Source organism: Microbacterium dextranolyticum (assembly GCF_016907295.1).
GTDB classification, from domain to species: Bacteria; Actinomycetota; Actinomycetes; order Actinomycetales; family Microbacteriaceae; genus Microbacterium; species Microbacterium dextranolyticum.
The window spans coordinates 1,894,517-1,914,684 of record NZ_JAFBBR010000001.1 but is presented as its reverse complement, the minus strand read 5'-3'; the positions used below and the strand labels follow the sequence as shown (position 1 = coordinate 1,914,684).

19 protein-coding genes and 1 pseudogene are annotated in these 20,168 nt (G+C 68.5%); 13 read left to right on the top strand and 7 right to left on the bottom strand.

Features of this window, described 5'->3' with window-relative positions; all coding sequences use genetic code 11:
- Positions 1–85: 85 nt before the first annotated feature.
- Positions 86–1,590 (top strand): annotated as a pseudogene (locus tag JOE64_RS08870) (ABC transporter permease).
- Positions 1,590–2,648, top strand: coding sequence for an ABC transporter permease (locus tag JOE64_RS08865; protein ID WP_204963918.1), 1,059 nt, complete (start codon positions 1,590–1,592; stop codon positions 2,646–2,648). The pseudogene JOE64_RS08870 and the gene JOE64_RS08865 overlap by 1 nt, the downstream one beginning before the upstream one ends.
- 12 nt (positions 2,649–2,660) lie before the next feature.
- On the opposite strand, the gene JOE64_RS08860 is transcribed toward JOE64_RS08865, so the two are convergent.
- On the bottom strand, positions 2,661–3,269 hold the full coding sequence (locus JOE64_RS08860; protein ID WP_204963917.1) for a PH domain-containing protein: 609 nt from the start codon (positions 3,267–3,269) through the stop codon (positions 2,661–2,663).
- A gap of 62 nt (positions 3,270–3,331) precedes the next feature.
- On the opposite strand from JOE64_RS08860, the gene JOE64_RS08855 reads away from it, so the two are divergent.
- The 7 genes from JOE64_RS08855 (at position 3,332) to ddaH (ending at position 11,289) form a co-directional block, all read left to right on the top strand.
- Positions 3,332–5,062: an ABC transporter ATP-binding protein gene (locus JOE64_RS08855; protein ID WP_204963916.1), complete on the top strand. Its 1,731-nt coding sequence runs from the start codon at positions 3,332–3,334 to the stop codon at positions 5,060–5,062.
- 98 nt (positions 5,063–5,160) lie between these two features.
- Positions 5,161–7,074 (top strand): translational GTPase TypA, encoded by a 1,914-nt coding sequence (gene typA / locus JOE64_RS08850; protein ID WP_204963915.1) that lies wholly within the window; start codon positions 5,161–5,163, stop codon positions 7,072–7,074.
- Positions 7,075–7,243: 169 nt separating this feature from the next.
- A complete protein-coding gene (locus JOE64_RS08845) occupies positions 7,244–7,654 on the top strand; it encodes a DUF6113 family protein (RefSeq protein WP_271202528.1) in 411 nt (136 codons plus the stop codon).
- Between the two features lie 9 nt (positions 7,655–7,663).
- On the top strand, positions 7,664–7,984 hold the full coding sequence (gene fdxA, locus JOE64_RS08840) for a ferredoxin (RefSeq protein WP_204963914.1): 321 nt from the start codon (positions 7,664–7,666) through the stop codon (positions 7,982–7,984).
- On the top strand, positions 7,984–9,084 hold the full coding sequence (gene dapC / locus JOE64_RS08835; RefSeq protein ID WP_204963913.1) for a succinyldiaminopimelate transaminase: 1,101 nt from the start codon (positions 7,984–7,986) through the stop codon (positions 9,082–9,084). The genes fdxA and dapC overlap by 1 nt, the downstream gene beginning before the upstream one ends.
- Positions 9,085–9,196: 112 nt before the next feature.
- Positions 9,197–10,489: a citrate synthase gene (locus JOE64_RS08830; protein WP_204963912.1), complete on the top strand. Its 1,293-nt coding sequence runs from the start codon at positions 9,197–9,199 to the stop codon at positions 10,487–10,489.
- Positions 10,490–10,527: 38 nt separating this feature from the next.
- Entirely contained in the window at positions 10,528–11,289 is a 762-nt protein-coding gene (gene ddaH, locus JOE64_RS08825) for a dimethylargininase (RefSeq protein ID WP_204963911.1), read from the top strand.
- 162 nt (positions 11,290–11,451) lie between these two features.
- On the opposite strand, the gene ppk2 is transcribed toward ddaH, so the two are convergent.
- Positions 11,452–12,234, bottom strand: coding sequence for a polyphosphate kinase 2 (ppk2, locus tag JOE64_RS08820; RefSeq protein WP_204965021.1), 783 nt, complete (start codon positions 12,232–12,234; stop codon positions 11,452–11,454).
- Between the two features lie 71 nt (positions 12,235–12,305).
- Positions 12,306–13,250: a 2,3,4,5-tetrahydropyridine-2,6-dicarboxylate N-succinyltransferase gene (dapD, locus tag JOE64_RS08815; RefSeq protein WP_204963910.1), complete on the bottom strand. Its 945-nt coding sequence runs from the start codon at positions 13,248–13,250 to the stop codon at positions 12,306–12,308.
- Positions 13,251–13,307: 57 nt separating this feature from the next.
- Between dapD and dapE the strand changes: the two genes are divergently transcribed.
- From dapE to JOE64_RS08800, 3 genes are all read left to right on the top strand, one after another.
- Positions 13,308–14,384, top strand: coding sequence for a succinyl-diaminopimelate desuccinylase (gene dapE / locus JOE64_RS08810; protein ID WP_204963909.1), 1,077 nt, complete (start codon positions 13,308–13,310; stop codon positions 14,382–14,384).
- Positions 14,366–15,592 (top strand): hypothetical protein, encoded by a 1,227-nt coding sequence (locus JOE64_RS08805; RefSeq protein WP_271202529.1) that lies wholly within the window; start codon positions 14,366–14,368, stop codon positions 15,590–15,592. Before dapE ends, JOE64_RS08805 begins: the two co-directional genes overlap by 19 nt.
- 101 nt (positions 15,593–15,693) lie before the next feature.
- Positions 15,694–15,867, top strand: coding sequence for a DUF3117 domain-containing protein (locus JOE64_RS08800; RefSeq protein WP_067024165.1), 174 nt, complete (start codon positions 15,694–15,696; stop codon positions 15,865–15,867).
- Positions 15,868–15,918: 51 nt separating this feature from the next.
- Here the strand turns inward: JOE64_RS08800 and JOE64_RS08795 are convergent, their stop codons facing one another.
- On the bottom strand, positions 15,919–16,560 hold the full coding sequence (locus tag JOE64_RS08795) for an O-methyltransferase (RefSeq protein ID WP_204963908.1): 642 nt from the start codon (positions 16,558–16,560) through the stop codon (positions 15,919–15,921).
- A 73-nt stretch (positions 16,561–16,633) separates the two neighbouring features.
- Between JOE64_RS08795 and JOE64_RS08790 the strand changes: the two genes are divergently transcribed.
- The gene (locus JOE64_RS08790; RefSeq protein ID WP_204963907.1) at positions 16,634–17,014 is read left to right on the top strand and encodes a twin-arginine translocase TatA/TatE family subunit; all 381 of its coding nucleotides are present in this window, start codon (positions 16,634–16,636) and stop codon (positions 17,012–17,014) included.
- Between the two features lie 132 nt (positions 17,015–17,146).
- Here JOE64_RS08790 and JOE64_RS08785 read toward each other — a convergent pair whose 3' ends face one another.
- From JOE64_RS08785 to JOE64_RS08775, 3 genes are read right to left on the bottom strand one after another with little or no spacing between them, the layout of a single operon-like run.
- Complete coding sequence (locus JOE64_RS08785) at positions 17,147–18,292, bottom strand: Mrp/NBP35 family ATP-binding protein (protein WP_204963906.1); 1,146 nt, start codon at positions 18,290–18,292, stop codon at positions 17,147–17,149.
- A complete protein-coding gene (locus JOE64_RS08780; RefSeq protein WP_204963905.1) occupies positions 18,289–18,831 on the bottom strand; it encodes a DUF1003 domain-containing protein in 543 nt (180 codons plus the stop codon). The genes JOE64_RS08785 and JOE64_RS08780 overlap by 4 nt, the downstream gene beginning before the upstream one ends.
- Positions 18,831–20,123 carry a magnesium transporter MgtE N-terminal domain-containing protein gene (locus JOE64_RS08775; protein WP_204963904.1) on the bottom strand — a complete coding sequence of 431 codons (1,293 nt, stop codon included), beginning with the start codon at positions 20,121–20,123 and terminating at the stop codon, positions 18,831–18,833. Before JOE64_RS08775 ends, JOE64_RS08780 begins: the two co-directional genes overlap by 1 nt.
- Between the last annotated feature and the right edge of the window lie 45 nt (positions 20,124–20,168).

Genomic DNA, 20,168 nt, shown 5'->3' with positions numbered 1-20,168 from the left:
GCGATCACGACCTGATCGACGCCGCCGTCCCTGTGCACGTCGAAGTGAGTGACCTTTGGTCGGTTTCATACTCCGTAGGGTCGGTGTGTCGATCCTCATCCTCCTTGCGGCATCCTTTGTGATGTTCAATCTGGTCGCGTTCTCCACCGACCCGCTCGAGGACCTCCGCAGCTCCAACAACCCCAACAAGGAGCAGCTGATCGAGGCGCGCATCCAGCTCGCGAACCTCGACGTGGCGCCTCCGCTGCGCTGGGCGATGTGGGTCGGCGGAGCCGCCAAGTGCCTCATCCCGTTCGCGAACGCGTGCAACCTGGGAACCACCTTCCAGGGGCCCCGGTCACCGAGGTCCTTCCCATCGCGATGGTCTCCACCGTGCAGATGGTCACAGCGGCGCTGTTGCTCGCGATCCTGTTCGGCATCTCGACCGGCATCCTCTCCGCGCTTCGCGAGAACAGCGGGTTCGACGTCTCGTTCACGGTGCTGAGCCTCTTCTTGTACTCGCTGCCGTCGTTCCTCGCTGCGGCGCTGCTGAAGAACTTCGTGGCCATCGGCTTCAACGACTTCCTGCAGAACCCGGTGATCCCCATCGTCGTGTCGCTGGTCGTCGGAATCGTCGTGGCACTCATCGTCCAGGCCGTCGTCGGCGGTGATGCTCGCCGCCGTCTCACCTCGGGGGGTGTGAGCTTCGCCATCACGGCGGGTCTGTTGCTCTACATGAGCGCGACCGGCTGGTTCCTCACGCCCGGGTTCGGCCCGATCGGCGTCATTGCGCTCAGCGTCGGCGTCGCGATCGGCGTGACCATGCTGATCGCCGGGCTTCGTCAGCGGCGGGCACTGCTGACGGCGGGCATCGTGACCGTCGTCGGCATCGTCTGCTACTTCGCTTTGCAGGGGCTGTTCGACGTCTCCACGTTCTGGACCCTGGTCATTCTCTTCGTCATCGCTCTCGCGGTGGGGCTGGCCACCGGCTTCTTCGTGGGTGGTGACGACAGGACGCAGAACATGCGCATCGGTGCGCTGGTCGCGTTGCTGGTGAGCATCATCATCCTCATCGACCGGTTCATGCAGTCGTTCCCCGGCTACATGGAGGACATGAACGGCCGCCCCATCGCGACGGTGGGGTCATCGACTCCCGGGTATGCGCCCGACAACATGTGGCGCGTCGGTCTCGACGTCTTCTTCCACCTGCTGCTGCCCACGATCTCGCTCCTGACGATCTCGTTCGCCGGTTACACCCGTTATGCCCGTGCCGGCATGATCGAGGTGCTCAGTCAGGACTACGTCCGCACGGCGCGAGCGAAGGGCATGCCCGAGCGCGTCGTCGTGGTCCGTCACGCGTTCCGCAACGTCCTCATCCCGATCACGACGCTGGTGGCGACCGACCTCGGCGGTCTACTCGGTGGGGCGATCATCACCGAGTTCATCTTCGCGATCCCCGGTATGGGTGCGCTGTTCCAACGCTCGCTCGGACCGGGCGACCTCTATCCCGTCATGGGCTACTTCATCGTCATCGCGTTCATGGCCATTTTGTTCAACTTCCTTGCCGATCTCGCCTACGCGGCACTCGACCCGAGAGTGAGGGTCCGCTGATGTCCAGCACCATCTCCGCAGCCTCCGGTGACGTCGAGGAGCGTTCGATCAGTCAGGGCCGCATCATCTGGCGGCGCTTCGCGTCGCAGAAGGTGGGGCTGATCGCGGCCCTCGTGCTCCTCGCGGTCGTCGCGTTCGCGACCAGCGCGGTCGGGCTCGGCCCGATCCCGGGCTGGTGGAAGTACAACTGGTACGACCTCGCCGACAGCGTCAACGGGGGAGAGCCGACGTTGTCGTTGTTCCCGTTCTCGCTCGGTGACCACCCCTTCGGCCAGGACCGCATCGGTCGCGATTACTTCGCCATGACGATGCGCGGTATTCAGAACTCGTTCGTCGCGATGATGCTGATCACCGGCATCGCTCTGGTGGTCGGGATCACCGTCGGTGCCATCGCCGGCTACTTCCGTGGCTGGGTGGATGCCGTCCTCATGCGCATCACGGACGTCTTCATCGTCATCCCCGCGATCGTCATCGCGGCCGTCGTCGGCAACTGGGCCGGCGCGGTGGGTGTATGGGTGCTGGGCCTGATGCTCGGATTCTTCAGCTGGATGGTGATCGCCCGTCTCGTGCGAGGCGAGTTCCTGTCTCTGCGTGAGCGCGAGTTCGTCGAGGCGGCGCGCGTCGCCGGCGCCTCCGATGCGCGCATCATCTTCCGCCACATCCTGCCGAACGCGACGGGTGTGATCATCGTCGCCGGCTCGCTGCTGGCGGCGGGCGCGATCCTCCTCGAAGCCGCCATCTCGCTGCTCGGCTACGGCATCCGCTCTCCTGACGTGTCGCTCGGTCTCCTCATCGGCGTCAACCAGTCGGCGTTCACCGTGCGACCGTGGCTGTTCTGGTGGCCCGCCGTGTTCATCGTCACGCTGGCGCTGTCGGCCAACATCTTCGGCGACGCTCTCCGTGAGGCCTTCGACCCGCGCAGCCGGCGGTTCTCGCGCCGTCGCACGAAGGAGCGGGCGAACCTCGCGGAGCCCGATGTCGCGGCGCCGACGACGCTCATGGATGCCGGTGCACAGAATCCGCGCACCGGCACCCCGACCCTGCGGGACCCGGAGTAATTCCGGATGCTGTCAGAAGTTCAGCAGCGCCGGAACGGTCGCGGCGGCCAGCAGGACGGTGAGCGCGATGATGCCGGCATGAACGCGGGTGCGGGCTCGGTCGCTGGCGGCACGTCCGAGAGGGATGCGTTCCTTCTCGACCAGGTCGTTCCAGACGGCCCGGACGATGTATGCGGCGTCGCCCGAATCGGTGCCGAGGGCGGCGGACTTCCGGATCACGCCGTCTCGCTGGTCGGGTCCGAGGCTGTCGCGGCCCCCGTGCGGCATGGTGACCGCACCGGCGGCGGGCGCGGCCGAGGATCGGTAGCGACGGGCCGGAGTCACGATCGTCAGTGCGAACCGGGTGTCTATATCGACGACCATGGTCCACGGGACGATCGTCGTGGCGAAGGGGTTCACGAGAGTGATCGCCTCGTCGTCCCACTGGATGCGGGGTCGCCAGAACAGTTCGCGGACGAGGACGGCGGCCAGAGCCAGCGGGATCAGTGCCCACAAGTGGTCCGTGGACGTCGTCGCGCCCAGGATCGCCACCAGCGTCGCGCCCGCCGCCACCCCGATCCACAGTCCGATCGCGATCACGGTGTTGGTCATCGACCGGTACCCGCGCACATCTTCCGTCATTACTCCATCGTCGCATTCCGGACCGAGCGTCCGTCCGCACGACCAACAGAAGGAAACCGCCGATGAGAACGTCCCGCGGCATGTCGTCCACCGCCCAGGCGGGCCTGCCCGATCGTGGCCCGGTGCTGGAAGTCACCGACCTGAACGTCGACTTCGGTGTCGACGGATTCTGGGTTCCCGCCGCGCGGAAGGTGTCGTACTCGATCGCCGCCGGCGAGGTGTTGGCCATCGTCGGTGAATCCGGCTCCGGCAAGAGCGTGTCGTCGATGTCGCTGCTGGGACTTCTTCCCCAGAACTCCCGCGTGAGCGGCAGCGCCAAGCTGGCCGGGCGCGAGCTCATCGGCATGAAGCCCCGCGACATGCAGGAGATCCGCGGCAACCAGATCTCGATGATCTTCCAAGAGCCCATGACGGCGCTGAACCCCGTGTTGACCGTGGGCTTTCAGATCGTCGAGACCCTGCGACAGCACTTCGGCACCTCGCCGGCCGAGGCGAAAGCGCGTGCGATCGAGCTGCTGACGCTGGTGGAGCTTCCCGACCCCGTCAAGGCGTTCGACTCGTACCCCCACCAGCTGTCCGGCGGGCAGCGGCAGCGCGCGATGATCGCTCAGTCGCTCTCCTGCGACCCCCTGCTGCTGGTGGCCGATGAGCCGACGACGGCACTGGACGTGACGGTGCAGGCCGAGATCCTCGAACTGATGCGCAGGCTCCAGGACCGGCTCGGATCGGCGATCCTGCTGATCACGCACGACATGGGCGTCGTCGCCGATATGGCCGACCGCATCGTGGTCATGCGCCAGGGCGACATCGTGGAGACCGGCACGGTCGCGGGCGTGTTCGCCGCACCGCAGCACCCGTACACACGAGCGCTGCTGGGCGCCGTGCCGCGCATCACGACGGAGGATCTGCAGGCGCCGGATGCCGCGACCCCGACCACGCCGGTGATCGTCTCCTTCGAGGATGTCGCGATCGAGTACCCGAAGCGCGGACGCGTGCCCGCATTCCGCGCGGCGGACCACATCGACCTTCAGGTCTACCAGGGCGAGGTACTGGGGCTCGTGGGCGAGTCCGGCTCGGGAAAGACGACGATCGGGCGTGCCACGATCGGCCTGCTGCCGATCCACTCGGGTCGGCTCGAGGTCGCGGGCATGGATATCTCCAACGCCAAGCGCGACCAGCTCCACACGCTTCACCACGAGGTCGGGATCGTGTTCCAGGATCCGTCGAGCTCGCTGAACCCGCGCTTGACGATCGGCGACTCCATCGGTGAGCCGATCCTGCTCTCGGCGAAGATCAAGGGCGCCGCGCTCGACAAGAGGGTCCGTGCGCTGCTGGATTCGGTGCGGCTGCCCCGAGAGTACGCGTCGCGCTACCCGCACGAGCTCTCCGGCGGACAGAAGCAGCGCGTCGGCATCGCCCGCGCGCTGGCACTCAACCCCAAGGTGCTGGTGGCCGATGAGCCGACCAGCGCCCTGGATGTGTCGGTGCAGGCCACGGTCCTGGAGCTTCTGAAGGAGCTGCAGCGCGAGCGCGGATTCGCGTGTCTGTTCATCAGCCACGACCTCGCCGTCATCGACGAGCTGGCCGACCGCATCGCGGTCATGCGCCACGGCGCGCTGGTCGAGGTGGGCAGCCGTGACCAGATCATGCGTCGCCCGCAGCAGGCGTACACGAAGCGCCTGCTCGCCGCTGTGCCCGTTCCGGACCCCGAGATCCAGCGCGGCCGCCGCGACAAGCGCCTGGCCGATCTGGCGGCCGGCATCGACGCGGACGAGGTCGATCCGCGCGCCTGATGAGCCCTCGGGGCGCCGCGGGGGACCCTGCGGCATCCGGCTTGTAGAATGGGAGGCGCTCTGCTCGGAGCGTCTCCCTTTCTCGTTAGGTCTTTTCCATGGCGCACGCCCTCCGTCCGGATCTCCGCAACGTCGCTATCGTCGCTCACGTCGACCATGGCAAGACGACGCTCGTGGACGCCATGCTCCGTCAGACGGGTTCGTTCGGCGAGCACGCGCACGTCGAAGAGCGCGCGATGGACTCGAACGACCTCGAGCGCGAGAAGGGCATCACGATCCTCGCCAAGAACACGGCGATCACGTACAACGGTGAGCACACCGACAGCCCGATCACGATCAACGTGATCGACACCCCCGGCCACGCCGACTTCGGCGGCGAGGTCGAGCGCGGCCTGTCGATGGTCGACGGAGTGGTGCTGCTCGTGGATGCCTCGGAGGGCCCGCTGCCGCAGACGCGCTTCGTGCTGCGCAAGGCGCTGGAGGCCAAGCTCCCCGTCATCCTTCTCGTCAACAAGACCGACCGTCCCGACGCCCGCATCGCCGAGGTCGAGGAGGAGGCGCACGACCTGCTGCTGGGTCTCGCCGGTGACCTCGTCGACGATGTGCCCGACCTCGACATCGACGCACTGCTCGATGTCCCGGTGGTCTACGCGTCGGGTCGTGCGGGCGCGGCATCCCGCAACCGCCCCGCTAACGGCGAGCTGCCCGACAACGACGACCTCGAGCCGCTGTTCGAGGCGATCCTCGAGCACGTTCCGGCGCCGTCGTACGACGACGAGGCGCCTCTGCAGGCGTGGGTGACGAACCTCGACTCGTCGCCGTTCCTCGGTCGCCTCGCCCTGCTGCGCGTCTTCAACGGCACGCTGAAGAAGGGGCAGACGGTCGCCTGGGTGCGCCACGACGGCTCGCACTCGAACGCCCGCATCACCGAGCTGCTGAAGACGAAGGCGCTGGATCGTTTCCCGGCCGAGTCCGCGGGCCCCGGCGACATCGTCGCCATCGCCGGTATCGAGGAGATCACGATCGGCGAGACCATCGCCGACCCCGAAGACGTTCGCCCGCTGCCGGCCATCACGGTCGACGATCCCGCGATCTCGATGACGATCGGCACGAACACCTCGCCGCTCATGGGCAAGGTCAAGGGCCACAAGCTGACGGCCCGCATGGTGAAGGACCGTCTCGATCGTGAGCTCATCGGCAACGTCTCGCTCAACGTCGTCGACATCGGCCGCCCCGACGCGTGGGAGGTGCAGGGCCGTGGCGAGCTCGCCCTGGCGATCCTCGTCGAGAACATGCGACGCGAAGGCTTCGAGCTGACGGTCGGCAAGCCGCAGGTCGTCACCCGTCGCGGTGAGGACGGCAAGGTCAAGGAGCCCTTCGAGCACCTGACGATCGATGCCCCCGAAGAGCACCTCGGCGCGATCACCCAGCTGATGGCTGCCCGCAAGGGCCGCATGGACACGATGACCAACCACGGCACCGGTTGGGTGCGCATGGAGTTCGTCGTCCCCTCGCGCGGACTGATCGGCTTCCGCAGCGAGTTCCTCACCATTACGCGCGGCACGGGTATCGCGAACGCGATCTCGCACGGCTACGACGACTGGGCCGGCCAGATCACGACGCGTCAGAACGGCTCGATCGTCGCCGACCGCCAGGGTGTCGTCACGCCGTTCGCGATGATCGCTCTGCAGGAGCGCATGTCGTTCTTCGTCCAGCCGACCGAAGAGGTCTACGAGGGCATGGTCATCGGCGAGAACTCGCGCGCCGACGACATGGACGTCAACATCACGAAGGAGAAGAAGCTGACGAACATGCGCTCGTCGACTTCCGACTCCTTCGAGTCGATGACGCCGCCGCGCCAGCTCACCCTGGAGGAGTCGCTCGAGTTCGCCCGCGACGATGAATGCGTCGAGGTCACCCCTGAGAAGGTGCGCATCCGCAAGGTCGTCCTGGATGCCACGGAGCGCGGCCGCGCGGCATCCCGAGCCAAGCGTCAGGACGGCAACGCCTGACCCGCATCACCTCTCTCACCGAGCCGCTGCCCTCCGACCCCACCGCCACATCGCGGGGGCGGATCGCAGCGGCTCGGTCGTTTGTGCCGGGGATCGGCGACGCGGAGGCGGTGGCGGGCAGGTGTGCTCTCACGGCGGAGGCTCATGCGCGCCCCGTAGACTCCACGGCGTGCGGATCAACGGAATGCGGATCGCGACGTGGATCGTCGCCCTGATCATCGGAATCGTCTTCGGCGTCGCCGGGACGATCGGCCAGGCCGCGGTGTGGGGCGTTCTTCCCCTCGGTCTCGTCATCGCCGTCGTCGGCGTCGGGGCGCTCGTCCTCGCGGTTCGGCTGCTGACCGGCGACCGCTGGACCGCGCTGCTGACCGGTGTCGGCGCCATGGTGGCGACGCTCGTCTTCTCGGGGCGCGGTCCCGGGGGGTCGATCGTCGTTCCCGCTCCCGCCGACGGTGAGATCTCGACCGGGATCATCTGGACGATCGCGGTGCCTCTGCTCACCGCGTTGATCGTGGGATGGCCGTCCTTTTCGCGGACGGCACCCGCGTCGGCGCGAGCCGAGGAGAACACGACCAACTAGACTCGTGGGGTGACGTATGTGATCGCCTTGCCCTGTGTCGACGTGAAGGACCGTGCGTGCATCGACGAGTGTCCCGTCGACTGCATCTACGAGGGCGAGCGTTCGCTGTACATCCATCCCGACGAGTGCGTCGACTGCGGCGCCTGCGAGCCGGTGTGCCCGGTCGAGGCGATCTACTACGAGGACGACCTGCCCGATGAGTGGCAGGACTACTACACCGCCAACGTCGAGTTCTTCGAGGACATCGGCTCTCCGGGCGGTGCCGCCAAAGTCGGCGTCATCGCGAAGGACCACCCGGTCATCTCCGCCCTCCCGCCCCAGTCGCACTGATGGCCGTTCGCGACCTCGACGACTACCCCTGGGATGCCGTCGCGCCGTACGCCGCGCGAGCGAAACAGCATCCCGGCGGGCTCATCGACCTGTCAATCGGCTCGCCGGTCGACCCCACGCCCGCCGTCGTCGCCGACGCGCTGCGCGCCGCGACCGACGCGCACGCGTACCCGCAGACCGTGGGCACCCCCGCGCTGCGCGAAGCGATCGTCGAGTGGTATCGCCGTCGCCGCGGCGTCGACGGGTTGAGCGTCGACGCGGTGCTCCCCACGGTCGGCTCCAAAGAACTCGTCGCACTGCTGCCGCTGTTGCTCGACGTCGGCGCGGGCGACGTCGTCGTCCATCCGCGCGCGGCCTATCCGACCTACGCCGTGGGCGCGAAGCTCGTCGGCGCGACTCCCGTCGCCGCCGACGACCCCGCGGAGTGGCCCGACGGTACCCGTCTGGTGTGGATCAACTCGCCGGGCAATCCCGACGGCCGCGTCCTCGGCGTCGCCGAGTTGCGCGCCGCGGTCGCGCGGGCTCGTGAGCTCGGGGCCGTCATCGCCTCGGACGAGTGCTACGCGGAGCTCGGCTGGGACGGACCCTGGGCTGCGGAGCCTGTGCCGAGCGTGCTCGACCCGCGCGTCACGGAGGGCGAGCTCCGCGGCATCCTCTCGGTGTACTCGCTCAGCAAGCAGTCGAACCTCGCGGGGTACCGAGCGGCCTTCCTCGCCGGCGACCCGGAGCTGATCGCCCGTCTGCTGACCGTGCGCAAGCATCTCGGGCTCATGCTGCCGGCGCCTGTGCAGGCGGCGATGACCGCCGCTCTCGCCGACGACGCACACGTCGCGGCTCAGCGCGAGCGCTATCGTGCCCGTCGCGATGTGCTGCGACCGGCACTCGAATCCGCGGGGTTCCGCATCGATCACTCCGAGGGCGGGCTCTACCTGTGGGCGACCGAGGGGGAGGATGCCTGGACGACCATGGGGCGCCTCGCCGATCTCGGCATCCTCGCTGGTCCGGGGCATTTCTACGGCGACCACTTCCCCCAGCACGTACGGTTCTCGCTGACTGCGACGGACGAGCGCATCGGCGAGGCGGCCGCGCGGATGCGCTGAGGCGTCTCGTACGATTCCTCCGACGGATCGCCTGATCCTTTGGCGTGGATCGGAGTATGCCGCGCGGCGCACTAGGCTGTAAAGGATCCCCCGACGACCGCAAGGAGGCTTCGTGAGCGACACGGGCACCCCCCAGACCGCGACTGTCACAATCGGTGACAAGACCGCACAACTGCCTGTTCTCAGCGGCACCGAGGGCATCCCCAGCGTCGACTTCTCGACGTTCACGAAGCAGACCGGGCACACGTCGCTCGACTACGGCTTCGTGAACACCGCGGCGACCAAGTCCGCGATCACCTACATCGACGGCGATGAGGGCATCCTGCGCTACCGCGGGTATCCGATCGAGCAGCTCGCGAAGAACAGCACCTACCTCGAGGTCGCGTGGCTGCTGCTGCGCGGCGAGCTGCCGACGGCTGATCAGCTCGCGCAGTGGGATGACGACATCCGTCACCACACCCTGCTGCACGAAGACCTGAAGCGCTTCTTTTCGTCGCTGCCGCACACAGCGCACCCGATGTCGGTCCTGTCTGCGGCGACCGCAGCGCTGTCGACGTACTACGAGGGCCAGTCCGACCCCAACAATCCGGAGCACGTCGAGCTGAACACGATCCGTCTGCTCGCGAAGCTGCCGGTGATCGCCGCGTACGCGCACAAGAAGTCGATCGGGCAGGCGTTCCTCTACCCGGACAACACGCTGAGCTTCGTGGACAACTTCTTGAAGTTGAACTTCGGCAACCTCGCCGAGCTCTACCAGGTGAACCCGGTCACCTCGCGCGCGCTGGAGCGTCTGCTGATCCTGCACGAGGACCATGAGCAGAACGCCTCGACCTCGACGGTGCGCCTGGTCGGTTCGACCGGAGCCAACCAGTTCTCGTCGATCTCGGCCGGGATCAACGCCCTGTACGGGCCGCTGCACGGCGGTGCCAACGAGGCCGTCCTCGATATGCTCGCGCGCATTCGCGACTCGGGTGAGAGCGTGCAGCGCTTCGTCGAGCGCGTCAAGAACAAGGAAGACGGTGTGAAGCTCATGGGCTTCGGACACCGCGTCTACAAGAACTACGACCCGCGTGCGAAGCTCGTGAAGGAGTCCGCCGACGAGGTCCTCGCCGAGCTGGGCGTGCACGACCCGCTGCTGGATCTCGCGAAGGAGCTCGAGGAGATCGCGCTCAGCGACGACTACTTCAAGGAGCGTCGCCTCTACCCGAACGTCGACTTCTACACGGGCGTGATCTACAAGGCGATGGGTTTCCCGACGCGCATGTTCACCCCGTTGTTCGCGATCGGCCGTCTGCCCGGGTGGCTCGCGCACTGGACCGAGATGCAGAACGACCCGCAGACGAAGATCGGCCGCCCGCAGCAGCTGTACATCGGCGCGCCCGAGCGGAACTACCCGGGCGTCTGAGACGGCGCGATCGCGGAGCGATCCACTAGGGTCGAGCCATGTCGCGTCTGCTGGTCCGCCGTCCCTCGCCCCGCCTCGCCGACGGCGAGCTGACGCACCTGGGGCGCACGAGCGTCGATGCCGAGCTCGCCCTCCGCCAGTGGGAGGCGTACGTCGATGTGTTCCGCACGCGCGGCTGGGAGATCATCGAGATCGCCCCCGCCGACGAGCAGCCCGACGGCGTGTTCGTCGAGGACGCGGTCGTCGTCTTCGGCGACCTCGCCGTGCTCTGCCGTGCGGGAGCGCTGTCGCGCCGCGGCGAAGCGTCGTCGGTGCGGGATGCCATCGCCGGGACCGGACTGGAGGTCGCGGAGATCGTGGACCCCGGCACCCTCGACGGCGGCGACGTCCTGAAGATCGGCTCGACCGTCTACGTGGGCGCGTCGTCGCGGACGAACGCAGACGGCATCGCGCAGCTCACGGCGCTGCTCGCGCCCCGGGGACACGAGGTGATCGCCGTTCCGGTCGAACGCGTGCTGCATCTGAAGAGCGGAGTGACCGCCCTCCCGGACGGCACGGTCGTGGGTTTCGAGCCGCTCGTGGACGACCCGTCGCTGTTTCCGGCCTTCGCTGCGGTGCCGGAGGAGCACGGCACGGCCGTCGTGGTGCTCGCCCCGGGCGAGGTGCTGCTCTCGTCGGATGCCCCCGAGACCGCCGCGGCTCATGCCGCCCGCGGGCTGACCGTCGTCACCACGCCGATCAGCGAGTTCGAGAAGCTCGAGGGATGCGTGACCTGTCTGTCGGTGCGCGTGCGGGACTGACCGATCGCCCGGGGCCGGGCTCCGACCCCTGGCGCCGGAATCGGAGATGAGCCGCGGATTCGGACAGCGCAGGCCGCGGCATCCGATTCTGGCGTCGACCACCGAATCCGTGACGCGCGATGGCGCGCGGGTGAGCGCCGAGTCTTCGACGCGAGGCGCCGGTCAGTCGAGCGTCGCGGCGTAGTCCGGCACGTAGTTCTGCAGTTCGCGCGGCGGGCGCTCGTAGCCGCCGGATGCCGGGCGCGGCGGGATCTCGATCGGTGCGCGTTCGACGGGTTGGTAAGGGATCTGCGAGAGCAGATGGTGGATCATGTTCAGCCGCCCGCGGCGCTTGTCCTCGTTGTCGACCTCGAACCACGGCGAGTCGGGGATGTCGGTGTGGACGAACATCGTGTCCTTCGCGCGCGAGTAGTCCTCCCACTTCGTGATCGACAGCACGTCGTTCGGGGAGAGCTTCCACCGCCGCATCGGGTCCTCGTTGCGCGAGCGGAAGCGGGCCTCCTGCTCCACGTCGGACACGCTGAACCAGTACTTCTTCAGCAGGATGCCGTCTTCGACCAGCATCCGCTCGAAGATGGGTACCTGGTGCAGGAACCGGTGGTACTCCGCGTTCGTGCAGTAGCCCATGACGTGCTCGACACCGGCGCGGTTGTACCAGGACCGGTCCATCAGGACGATCTCGCCCGCCGCCGGCAAGTGGGCGATGTAGCGCTGGAAGTACCACTCGGTCTTCTCGCGCTCGGTCGGGGTCGGCAGCGCGACCACGCGCGCGACACGCGGGTTGAGGTACTGCGAGACCCGGCTGATGGTCGAGCCCTTGCCTGCGGCGTCGCGTCCCTCGAAGATCACCACGAGACGCGCGCCGGTCGACTGGACCCAGGCTTGCATATCGACGAGCTCGGCCTGCAGCCGCTTCAGCTCGCGTTCGTACAGCTTCTTCGGCATCCGGTCGCTCATCTCGCGAGCGTATCGCGTGGCGACACGGAGCCGATCCGGACGCGCGGACGGAATGAGCCTCAGGCGTGCAGCGCCTCGTTGAGGGTGACGCCGGCGCCTTCGCGGCGGACGGCCTCGATCGCGCCCGTGACGGAGTTGCGTCGGAAGAGGATGCCGTTCTGACCCGACAGCTGCGCGCCCTTGACGATCGGACGAGAGCCGTCGTGGAGGGGCGCTTCCTGCGGCAGCACGATCTTCGAGCCAGCGGTGACATACAGGCCCGCCTCGACGATGCAGTCGTCGCCGAGCGAGATGCCGATGCCGGCGTTGGCCCCCAGCAGGGTGCGCGCGCCGATCGAGACCCGGTGCGTTCCGCCGCCCGAGAGGGTGCCCATGATGGATGCCCCGCCGCCGATGTCCGAGCCGTCGCCGACCGTGACGCCCTGAGAGATGCGTCCCTCCACCATCGAGGCGCCGAGGGTGCCGGCGTTGAAGTTCACGAAGCCTTCGTGCATGACGGTCGTTCCCGGCGCGAGGTGGGCGCCGAGGCGCACGCGCGAGGCATCCGCGATGCGCACACCCGCCGGCACGACGTAGTCGGTGAGCCGCGGGAACTTGTCGAGGCCCTGCAGCTGGATGCCGGCGCGCTGCAACGCCGGGCGCAGGCGCGCGAACGCCTCCGGGTGCACCGGGCCCGCGTTCGTCCAGGCCACGTTCGGCAGGTGGGCGAAGATGCCGGTGAGGTTGAGGTCGTTCGGCGCGACTAGCAGGTGCGACAGCGCGTGCAGGCGCAGGTATGCGTCGCTCGTGGATTCCGGGGCGGCATCGAGGTCGATCTCGACGACGACGACCGAGACCGTGACGTCGCGGCGCTCGTCGGGGCCGGCGGCGGCATCCAGCGCGCTCGTGTCGGGCGAGGCCGGGGCCGCGCCCAGCTGCGGCTCGGGGAACCAGGTGTCGAGGACGGTACCGTCGCCGGCAACCGTCGCAAGGCCGATACCCCACACGTGACGCTGTTCGCTCATGTCCACCAGGGTACCGGCGCCACGGCCGCCGTCCGCGCGCTCGATAGACTCGACGCCATGCCGCGTCTCGACCTCACCGCCGGATCCGTCGACCTCACCCGCGCCATCTGCGACATCCCCAGCGAGTCCGGAGACGAGAAGACCCTGGCGGACGCGATCTTCGCCGAGATCGAGGCGTTGCCGCACCTCGACGTGCACCGCGACGGTGACACCATCGTCGCGCGCACCCATCTCGGACGCGAGCGTCGTGTCGCGATCGCCGGACACATCGACACCGTGCCGATCAACGCCAACGTGCCCACGCGCACCATCGAGCAGGACGGTGAGCCGTACCTGTGGGGCCGCGGCACCGTCGACATGAAGGCGGGCACCGCGGTGCAGTTGAAGCTCGCGGCCGAGCTCACCGCTCCTCGCGTGGACATCACGTGGATGTGGTACGACAACGAAGAGGTCGCCTCTGAGCTCAACGGGCTGACGAGGCTCGCCCGTACGCGCCCCGACCTCTTCGTGGCAGACTTCGCGATCCTCGGGGAGCCCTCCAACGGTCAGGTCGAAGGCGGCTGCAACGGAACCCTGCGTGCCCTCGTCCGCACGCACGGCGTCCGTGCCCATGCCGCCCGGGCCTGGATGGGGGAGAACGCGATCCACCGCGCCGCGCCGATCCTCACGCGTCTTGCCGAATACCGCCCGCGCGAGATCGCCGTCGACGGCCTCGTCTATCGTGAGGGCCTCAACGCCGTGCGGATCGCGGGCGGCGTGGCGGGGAACGTCATCCCCGACCTGTGCGAGGTCGAGGTGAACTTCCGCTTCGCGCCCAGCCGCAGCGTCGCCGACGCCGAGGAGCACGTCCGCCGTGTGCTCGAGGGATTCGACGTCGAGATCGTCGATGCCGCCGCCGGCGCACGTCCGGGGCTGGATGCCCCCCTCGCCCAGGAGTTCCTGGCGGCTGTTCAGGCCGAGCCGCGGCCGAAGTACGGCTGGACCGACGTCGCGCGGTTCTCCGCCCTCGGCGTCCCGGCGGTCAACTACGGGCCGGGTGACCCGCTGCTCGCGCACCACGACGAGGAGCGCGTCGCGTATGCGCAGATCGAGGACGTCGAACGGAAGCTGCGCGCGTGGCTGACGGCTCCGTGATCGAACGATCGGCGAAGGACGTCCTCACTCGCCTGTCGCTGAGGCCCGCGGCATCCGTCGCGATCATCTACATCGGCGCGCGCCTGGTCACGACGCTGTTCCTGTTCATCGCGGCGACGATGGCGCATGCGCGCACCGGCGGCGACGAGACCATCGGGTCGCTGTCGATGCGCTGGGACGGCCAGTGGTACTGGGTGGTCGGCGTGCAGGGCTACCCGACCGAGCTTCCCCGCAACCACGACGGCGAGGTCACCCAGAACGCGTGGGCGTTCATGCCGCTGTACCCGTTCCTCAGCCGCGTGCTCTCGTTCGCGCTGGGCAACCAGTATCCGATCGCGGCGGTCGTGCTGGCCATCGTCGCCGGATACCTCTCCTGCCTCGTGCTGTACCACCTGCTGCGCGAGCGGATCGACGCCACTTCGTCGCTCTGGGCCGTGGCGCTGTTCGCGGCGGGCCCGCTCGCGGCCCTGTTCCAGATGGGATACGCGGAGAGTCTGTTCCTGCTCTGGCTGTTCCTGGCCCTCCTCATGCTCGTGCGTCGGCGATTCGCCTGGCTGTATCTGCTCATCCCGCTGATGGGCTTCACCCGCCCCGGGGCGCTCGCCTTCGCGCTGATGCTCGGTCTCTACGGCATCATGCGGTGGATGCGCCGACGCGCCGACGCGCTACCGGTGATCCAGATCGTGCACATCGTGGCGCTGGGACTGCTCTCGACCGCCGTGGGTTTCGCCTGGCAGGTGATCGCGGGCATCGCGACGAAGGATTCCTCCGCCTACCTCGAGACCGAGCTGGCGTGGAGGCGCGACTGGACCGGATCGGAGGGCGGATTCGAGCCGTTCACGGGCTTCGTCCAGGCCACCGCGATCTGGTTCCGAGTCTGGGGTCCGCCGGAGGTGCTCGGCTACGTGACGCTGGTCGCCGTGGTTCTCGCGGTCGCCGCGATCCTGCTGTTCGAGCCGCACGTGCGGCGTCTGGGGCCGGAGATCCGCCTGTGGTCGGCGAGCTACGCGTTCTACCTGCTGCTGGTCTTCTTCCCGCAGTCGAGCATCTTCCGACTGCTGCTTCCGCTCGCGCCGCTGTATGGCGCTCTCGCGCTGCCGCGCTCACGCGCCTGGCGGATGGGCGCGCTGATCGTGGGCGTCGCCCTGCAGTGGTGGTGGATCTATCAGATGCTCGCGCTCGGCACGACGTTCGCGCAGATCCCCTGAGCTGTCGGATGGCTCGTGCGGCGCGCTCTGTCAACCGTGATCGCAGGTGGCACGCACTACCGGTAAACTCTCAGTGTTGTCCAAAGGAAAGGGAGCCCGCCATGGCAGCCATGAAGCCGCGTACCGGAGACGGACCTATGGAGGCCGTGAAGGAGGGGCGCCTCATCATCGTGCGCGTTCCGCTCGAAGGCGGTGGCCGTCTGGTCGTCTCCGTCAACGACGACGAGGCCAAGGAGCTCTACGGCGTCCTCGGTGAGGTCGTGGGGGCTGCATAAGCCCACATCAGCTGTGTGGAACGGTCGGTCTTCGGACCGGCCGTTTCGCGTTCAGCGGGTCTCGGCAGCCACGGTCGTCAGCTGAAGCAGTCCTTCTCCGACGATCGACAGCGCGCCGAGGACCGCGGGGGAGTTCTGTGTCTCCTGGATGAGCGAGCGATACGCAGTGGTCCGTGCGTCGCGGCGGACGGGGTCGGCGACGGCGCCACCCATCAGCACACGCGGGACGAGCACCGTACCTCCGGGGCGCACGAGGCGCAGTCCGAGCTCCACGTACTCCAGAACGCCCTCGGGATCCGCGTCGACGAGGACCACGTCGTAGGATGCCTCGTTCATGCGCGGCAGCACCTCCGCCGCACGACCGGTGATGAATCGGGCACGAGCGGGAGCGACGCCGGCCTCCGCGAAAGCGGTGCGAGCCGCGGCCAGATGCTCGGGCTCGTTGTCGATGGTCGTGAGCGTCGCCCGCGGCGCTCCGCGCAGCAGCCACAATCCGGACACGCCTGCTCCGGTGCCGACCTCGACGATGTTGAGCGCGGCTGTCGCCGCCGCGACCACGGCGATCTGGGCACCCACGGCGGGACTCACCGGTGCGGCACCGAGTTCGAGCGCGCGCGCTCGCGCACGTTCGATCACCTCGGGTTCGACGGTGGCCTCATCCACGTAACGGCGGATGGCATCTGATTCGGCCATGAGAACTCCTTCGATACCCAGCGTACGGTGCGCGCGCACCGGGATGCCGCAGGCGCACGGGTAACCTGGAGCCATGTTCTTCGGCTACGACATCGAGAAGCTGCTGCTGCTTCTCGTGGTCGCCGCACTCCTGATCGGACCGGAGCGGCTGCCTCGCTACGCCGAAGGACTCGCCAAGGTCACGAAGCTCGGTCGCGAGTGGCTCGCCGGTGCCCGAACGCGCGTCAAAGAGGAGATGGGCGACGACTTCGACGACGTCGAATGGCGAAAGCTCGATCCGCGTCAGTACGATCCGCGGCGCATCATCCGCGACGCTCTGCTCGACGATGCGCCGGTGCCCACGGTGACGGCCGTCTCCGTCGCGTCGGCCGCTCTCCCGGCGGGTGCCACCACGATACGGATCGCCGGATTCGACCCCGACGCCGCGGTGCCCTTCGACTCCGAGGCGACCTGACCGGGCGCGTCGGCCCGTCGAGGCATCCTGCCCGCTCACCTGCACGGTCCCCGCGAAACCTCCCGTATGTCACGTTCGAGGCGCGAAAAGCGTACATACGCGCGGGCTCGCGGGGACTCCGGGCGCCCGGTGTCAGCGCGGAGTGAAGGGGAGGGGGCGGCGGGCGAGGCCGCGGCCGCTCGCGACGAGCGCGTCGGCGACGCGTGAGATCGCCTGGGCTGCCGGATCGTCGGGCGCCGCCACGACGACGGGCAGGCCCTCGTCGCCGCCGCGTCGCAGTGCGACGCTCAGCGGCACGGAGGCGAGCAGCGGCACCGGATCGGCTTCCGGCACGTGCGCCGACAGAGCGGACGCGACGGCCTCGCCGCCACCGGATCCGAACAGGTCGAGGCTCGTGCCATCCGGCAGCGTCAGGGCCGCCATGTTCTCCACCACGCCGATGACGTGCTGCCCCGTCTGGCCGGCCACCAGGCCGCTGCGGACGGCGATGTCGGACGCCGCGGTCTGCGGCGTCGTGACGACGAGCACGTCGGCGTGCGGAAGCAGCTGGCCCACCGAGATCGCCACGTCACCGGTGCCCGGTGGCATATCGAGCAGCAGGACGTCGAGATCGCCGAAGAACACGTCGGTGAGGAACTGCTGCACGGTGCGATGCAGCATGGGCCCGCGCCAGGCCACCGCCGCGGCGGGCTGATCGCGCGGCAGGAACATGCCGATGGAGATCGTCTTCACTCCGTGCGCCACCGGCGGGAGCATCAGGTCGTCGATACGGGTGGGCTGAGGCGGCAGCCCGTCGGCGCCCGTCAGACCGAGGAGCGCAGGAATCGAAAAGCCGTGCACGTCCGCATCGACCAGCCCGACCGACAGCCCGCGCTGGGTCAGCGCGACGGCGAGGTTCGCCGTCAGGGTGGACTTGCCGACCCCGCCCTTGCCGCTCGTCACCGCGATCACGCGGGTGAGCGAATCCGGACCGAACGGCATGGTGCGTGCCCGCCCGCCGCGCAGCCGCTCCGTGAGCGCGGCACGCTCGCTCGGGCTCATCACCCCGATCGTGAGGTCGACGTGCTCGATGCCCGCGACGGATGCCGCCGCGGCGCGCACCTCGCGTTGGATACGGTCGGCGGCGGGGCACCCCACGATCGTCAGTGCGATCTCGACATGCGCCGTCGCGCCCTCCACGTGCACCGAGCGCACCATGTCGAGCTCGTCCAGCGGGCGGCGGATCTCGGGATCCCAGACCGCGCCCACGGCCCGACGGACCGCGTCGGCGTTCGTCACGGCGCCGGTGTGTCGGATTCGGGGGCCGCCACGCGGTCACGCGCATCGAGCTGGTCGAGCATCGCCTTCAGCTCCTGTCGCAGCACGTCGCGCGTCACGGTGCCCTCGGCGAGGTCCGAGACGGTCATCCGGAGCGCCACGACCTCGCGCGCCAGATACTCGGTGTCGGCGAGGTTCCGCTCGGCACGCTGACGGTCCTGCTCGATCTGCACGCGGTCGCGGTCATCCTGTCGGTTCTGCGCGAGAAGGATGAGGGGAGCGGCATACGAGGCCTGCAGCGAGAGGATGAGCGTCAGCAGGGTGTAGTTGTTCTCGGCCGCGTCGAACTGCATGTCGCGCGGCATCGCGGTGTTCCACCAGAGCCAGACGACCACGAAGACCGTCATTCCGATGAGGAAGCCGGATGTGCCCATGGCGCGGGCGAAGGCTTCGGAGAACCGGCCGAATCGGTCGCTCGACGGCTGCGGGGAGCGCCCCCCCAGCATGCCGCTGCGGCCTCGGGGGGCGTCGAGGGCGAACGCCCTGCGGTCCTTCGCCATCAGTGCCTCCTCGGGACGGTCGCGGTGTCGGTGGACGAGGATGCCGGCGCGTCGTCGTCGGCATCGTGGGAGCGCCAGTCTTCAGGCAGCAGGTAGTCGAGCACGTCGTCGATGCTGACCGCTCCCACGAGGCGGTGAGCCTGATCGATGACGGGCAGCGAGACGAGGTTGTAGCTGGCGAGCATGCGCGCCACCTCCGCCGCCGAGGCCGCCGCCGGTACGGGATCGACAGTGTCGTCGATGATCGTCCCCAGGCGTTCGTGCGGCGGGTAGCGCAGCATCCTCTGGAAATGGACGGTGCCGAGCAGGCGTCCCGTCGGCGTCTCGTACGGGGGCAGCGTGACGAAGACCGCGGCGGCCAGGGCGGGGTGCAGCTCGTGCCGACGGATCAGGGCGAGCGCCTCGGCGACGGTGGCGTCGGCCGACAGGACGATCGGCTCGCTCGTCATGAGACCGCCCGCGGTGTCGGGACCGTACTTCAGCAGGGCGCGGACGTCTTCGGCTTCTTCCGGCTCCATGAGCTCGAGAAGCTCCTCGCGCTGGTCCTCGGGCAGCTGCGCGAGGACGTCGGCGGCGTCGTCCGGCTCCATCTGATCGAGGATGTCGGCGGCACGCTCGTCGCCGAGCGCTTCGAGGATGTGCACCTGATCGTCTTCGGGCATCTCTTCGAGCGCGTCGGCGAGTCGGTCGTCGCTGAGCTCCTCGGCGACCTCGAGCAGTCGCTCGTCCGGGAGATCGAGCAGCGTGTTGGCGAGGTCGGCCGGCTTCAACTCCGAGAACGTGGCGACGAGCTGCTCCGCCGACTGGGCTTCGCCGGGGGAGAGGTGTTCGCGCACGTCGTTCCAGTCCGCAAAGGTCGTCGGGCCCTTCGCGAACGGGGAGGCCGAGGTCTTGGGCTTGCGGAGGAACAGCTGCCCCACGTCCCATTCGCCGAGGCGGTCGCGCTCGATGGCGACGTCCTCGATGATGGCGCCACCGGAGCCGTCGGTGAAGAAGACACGTCGACCGAGAAGCTCGGTCATCACACGGACTTCGCCGCCGCGCTGCTGGAACCGCCGCACGTTGATGAGGCCGGTCGTGATCACCTGGCCCGGCTGGATCGAGGTCACCCGCCCGATCGAGAGGAACACGTGCCGCCGGCCGGGAATCTCGATCACGAGACCGACGACGCGCGGCGGATCGTCTTTTCGGTAGATGACGACGACGTCCCGGACCTTGCCGAGTCGGTCGCCCGCGGGGTCGAAGACGGTGCAGCCGACCAGGCGTGCCACGAAAACCCTCTGCGTACTCACCGTCCCAGCGTAGTCCGCCCGCACCCCGCCCACGCCCATGGATCA

Excerpts from the sequence above, each read along its gene's own strand:
- dapC (WP_204963913.1), top strand. The coding sequence starts at position 7,984 with ATGGCCGTTCGCGACCTCGACGACTACCCCTGGGATGCCGTCGCGCCG.
- JOE64_RS08855 (WP_204963916.1), top strand. The coding sequence starts at position 3,332 with ATGAGAACGTCCCGCGGCATGTCGTCCACCGCCCAGGCGGGCCTGCCC.
- dapD (WP_204963910.1), bottom strand. The coding sequence starts at position 13,250 with ATGAGCGAACAGCGTCACGTGTGGGGTATCGGCCTTGCGACGGTTGCC.
- ppk2 (WP_204965021.1), bottom strand. The coding sequence starts at position 12,234 with ATGCCGAAGAAGCTGTACGAACGCGAGCTGAAGCGGCTGCAGGCCGAG.
- JOE64_RS08780 (WP_204963905.1), bottom strand. The coding sequence starts at position 18,831 with ATGGCGAAGGACCGCAGGGCGTTCGCCCTCGACGCCCCCCGAGGCCGC.
- JOE64_RS08795 (WP_204963908.1), bottom strand. The coding sequence starts at position 16,560 with ATGGCCGAATCAGATGCCATCCGCCGTTACGTGGATGAGGCCACCGTC.
- typA (WP_204963915.1), top strand. The coding sequence starts at position 5,161 with ATGGCGCACGCCCTCCGTCCGGATCTCCGCAACGTCGCTATCGTCGCT.
- JOE64_RS08800 (WP_067024165.1), top strand. The coding sequence starts at position 15,694 with ATGGCAGCCATGAAGCCGCGTACCGGAGACGGACCTATGGAGGCCGTG.
- JOE64_RS08860 (WP_204963917.1), bottom strand. The coding sequence starts at position 3,269 with ATGACGGAAGATGTGCGCGGGTACCGGTCGATGACCAACACCGTGATC.
- dapE (WP_204963909.1), top strand. The coding sequence starts at position 13,308 with ATGCCGCGTCTCGACCTCACCGCCGGATCCGTCGACCTCACCCGCGCC.
- JOE64_RS08865 (WP_204963918.1), top strand. The coding sequence starts at position 1,590 with ATGTCCAGCACCATCTCCGCAGCCTCCGGTGACGTCGAGGAGCGTTCG.
- ddaH (WP_204963911.1), top strand. The coding sequence starts at position 10,528 with ATGTCGCGTCTGCTGGTCCGCCGTCCCTCGCCCCGCCTCGCCGACGGC.
- JOE64_RS08790 (WP_204963907.1), top strand. The coding sequence starts at position 16,634 with ATGTTCTTCGGCTACGACATCGAGAAGCTGCTGCTGCTTCTCGTGGTC.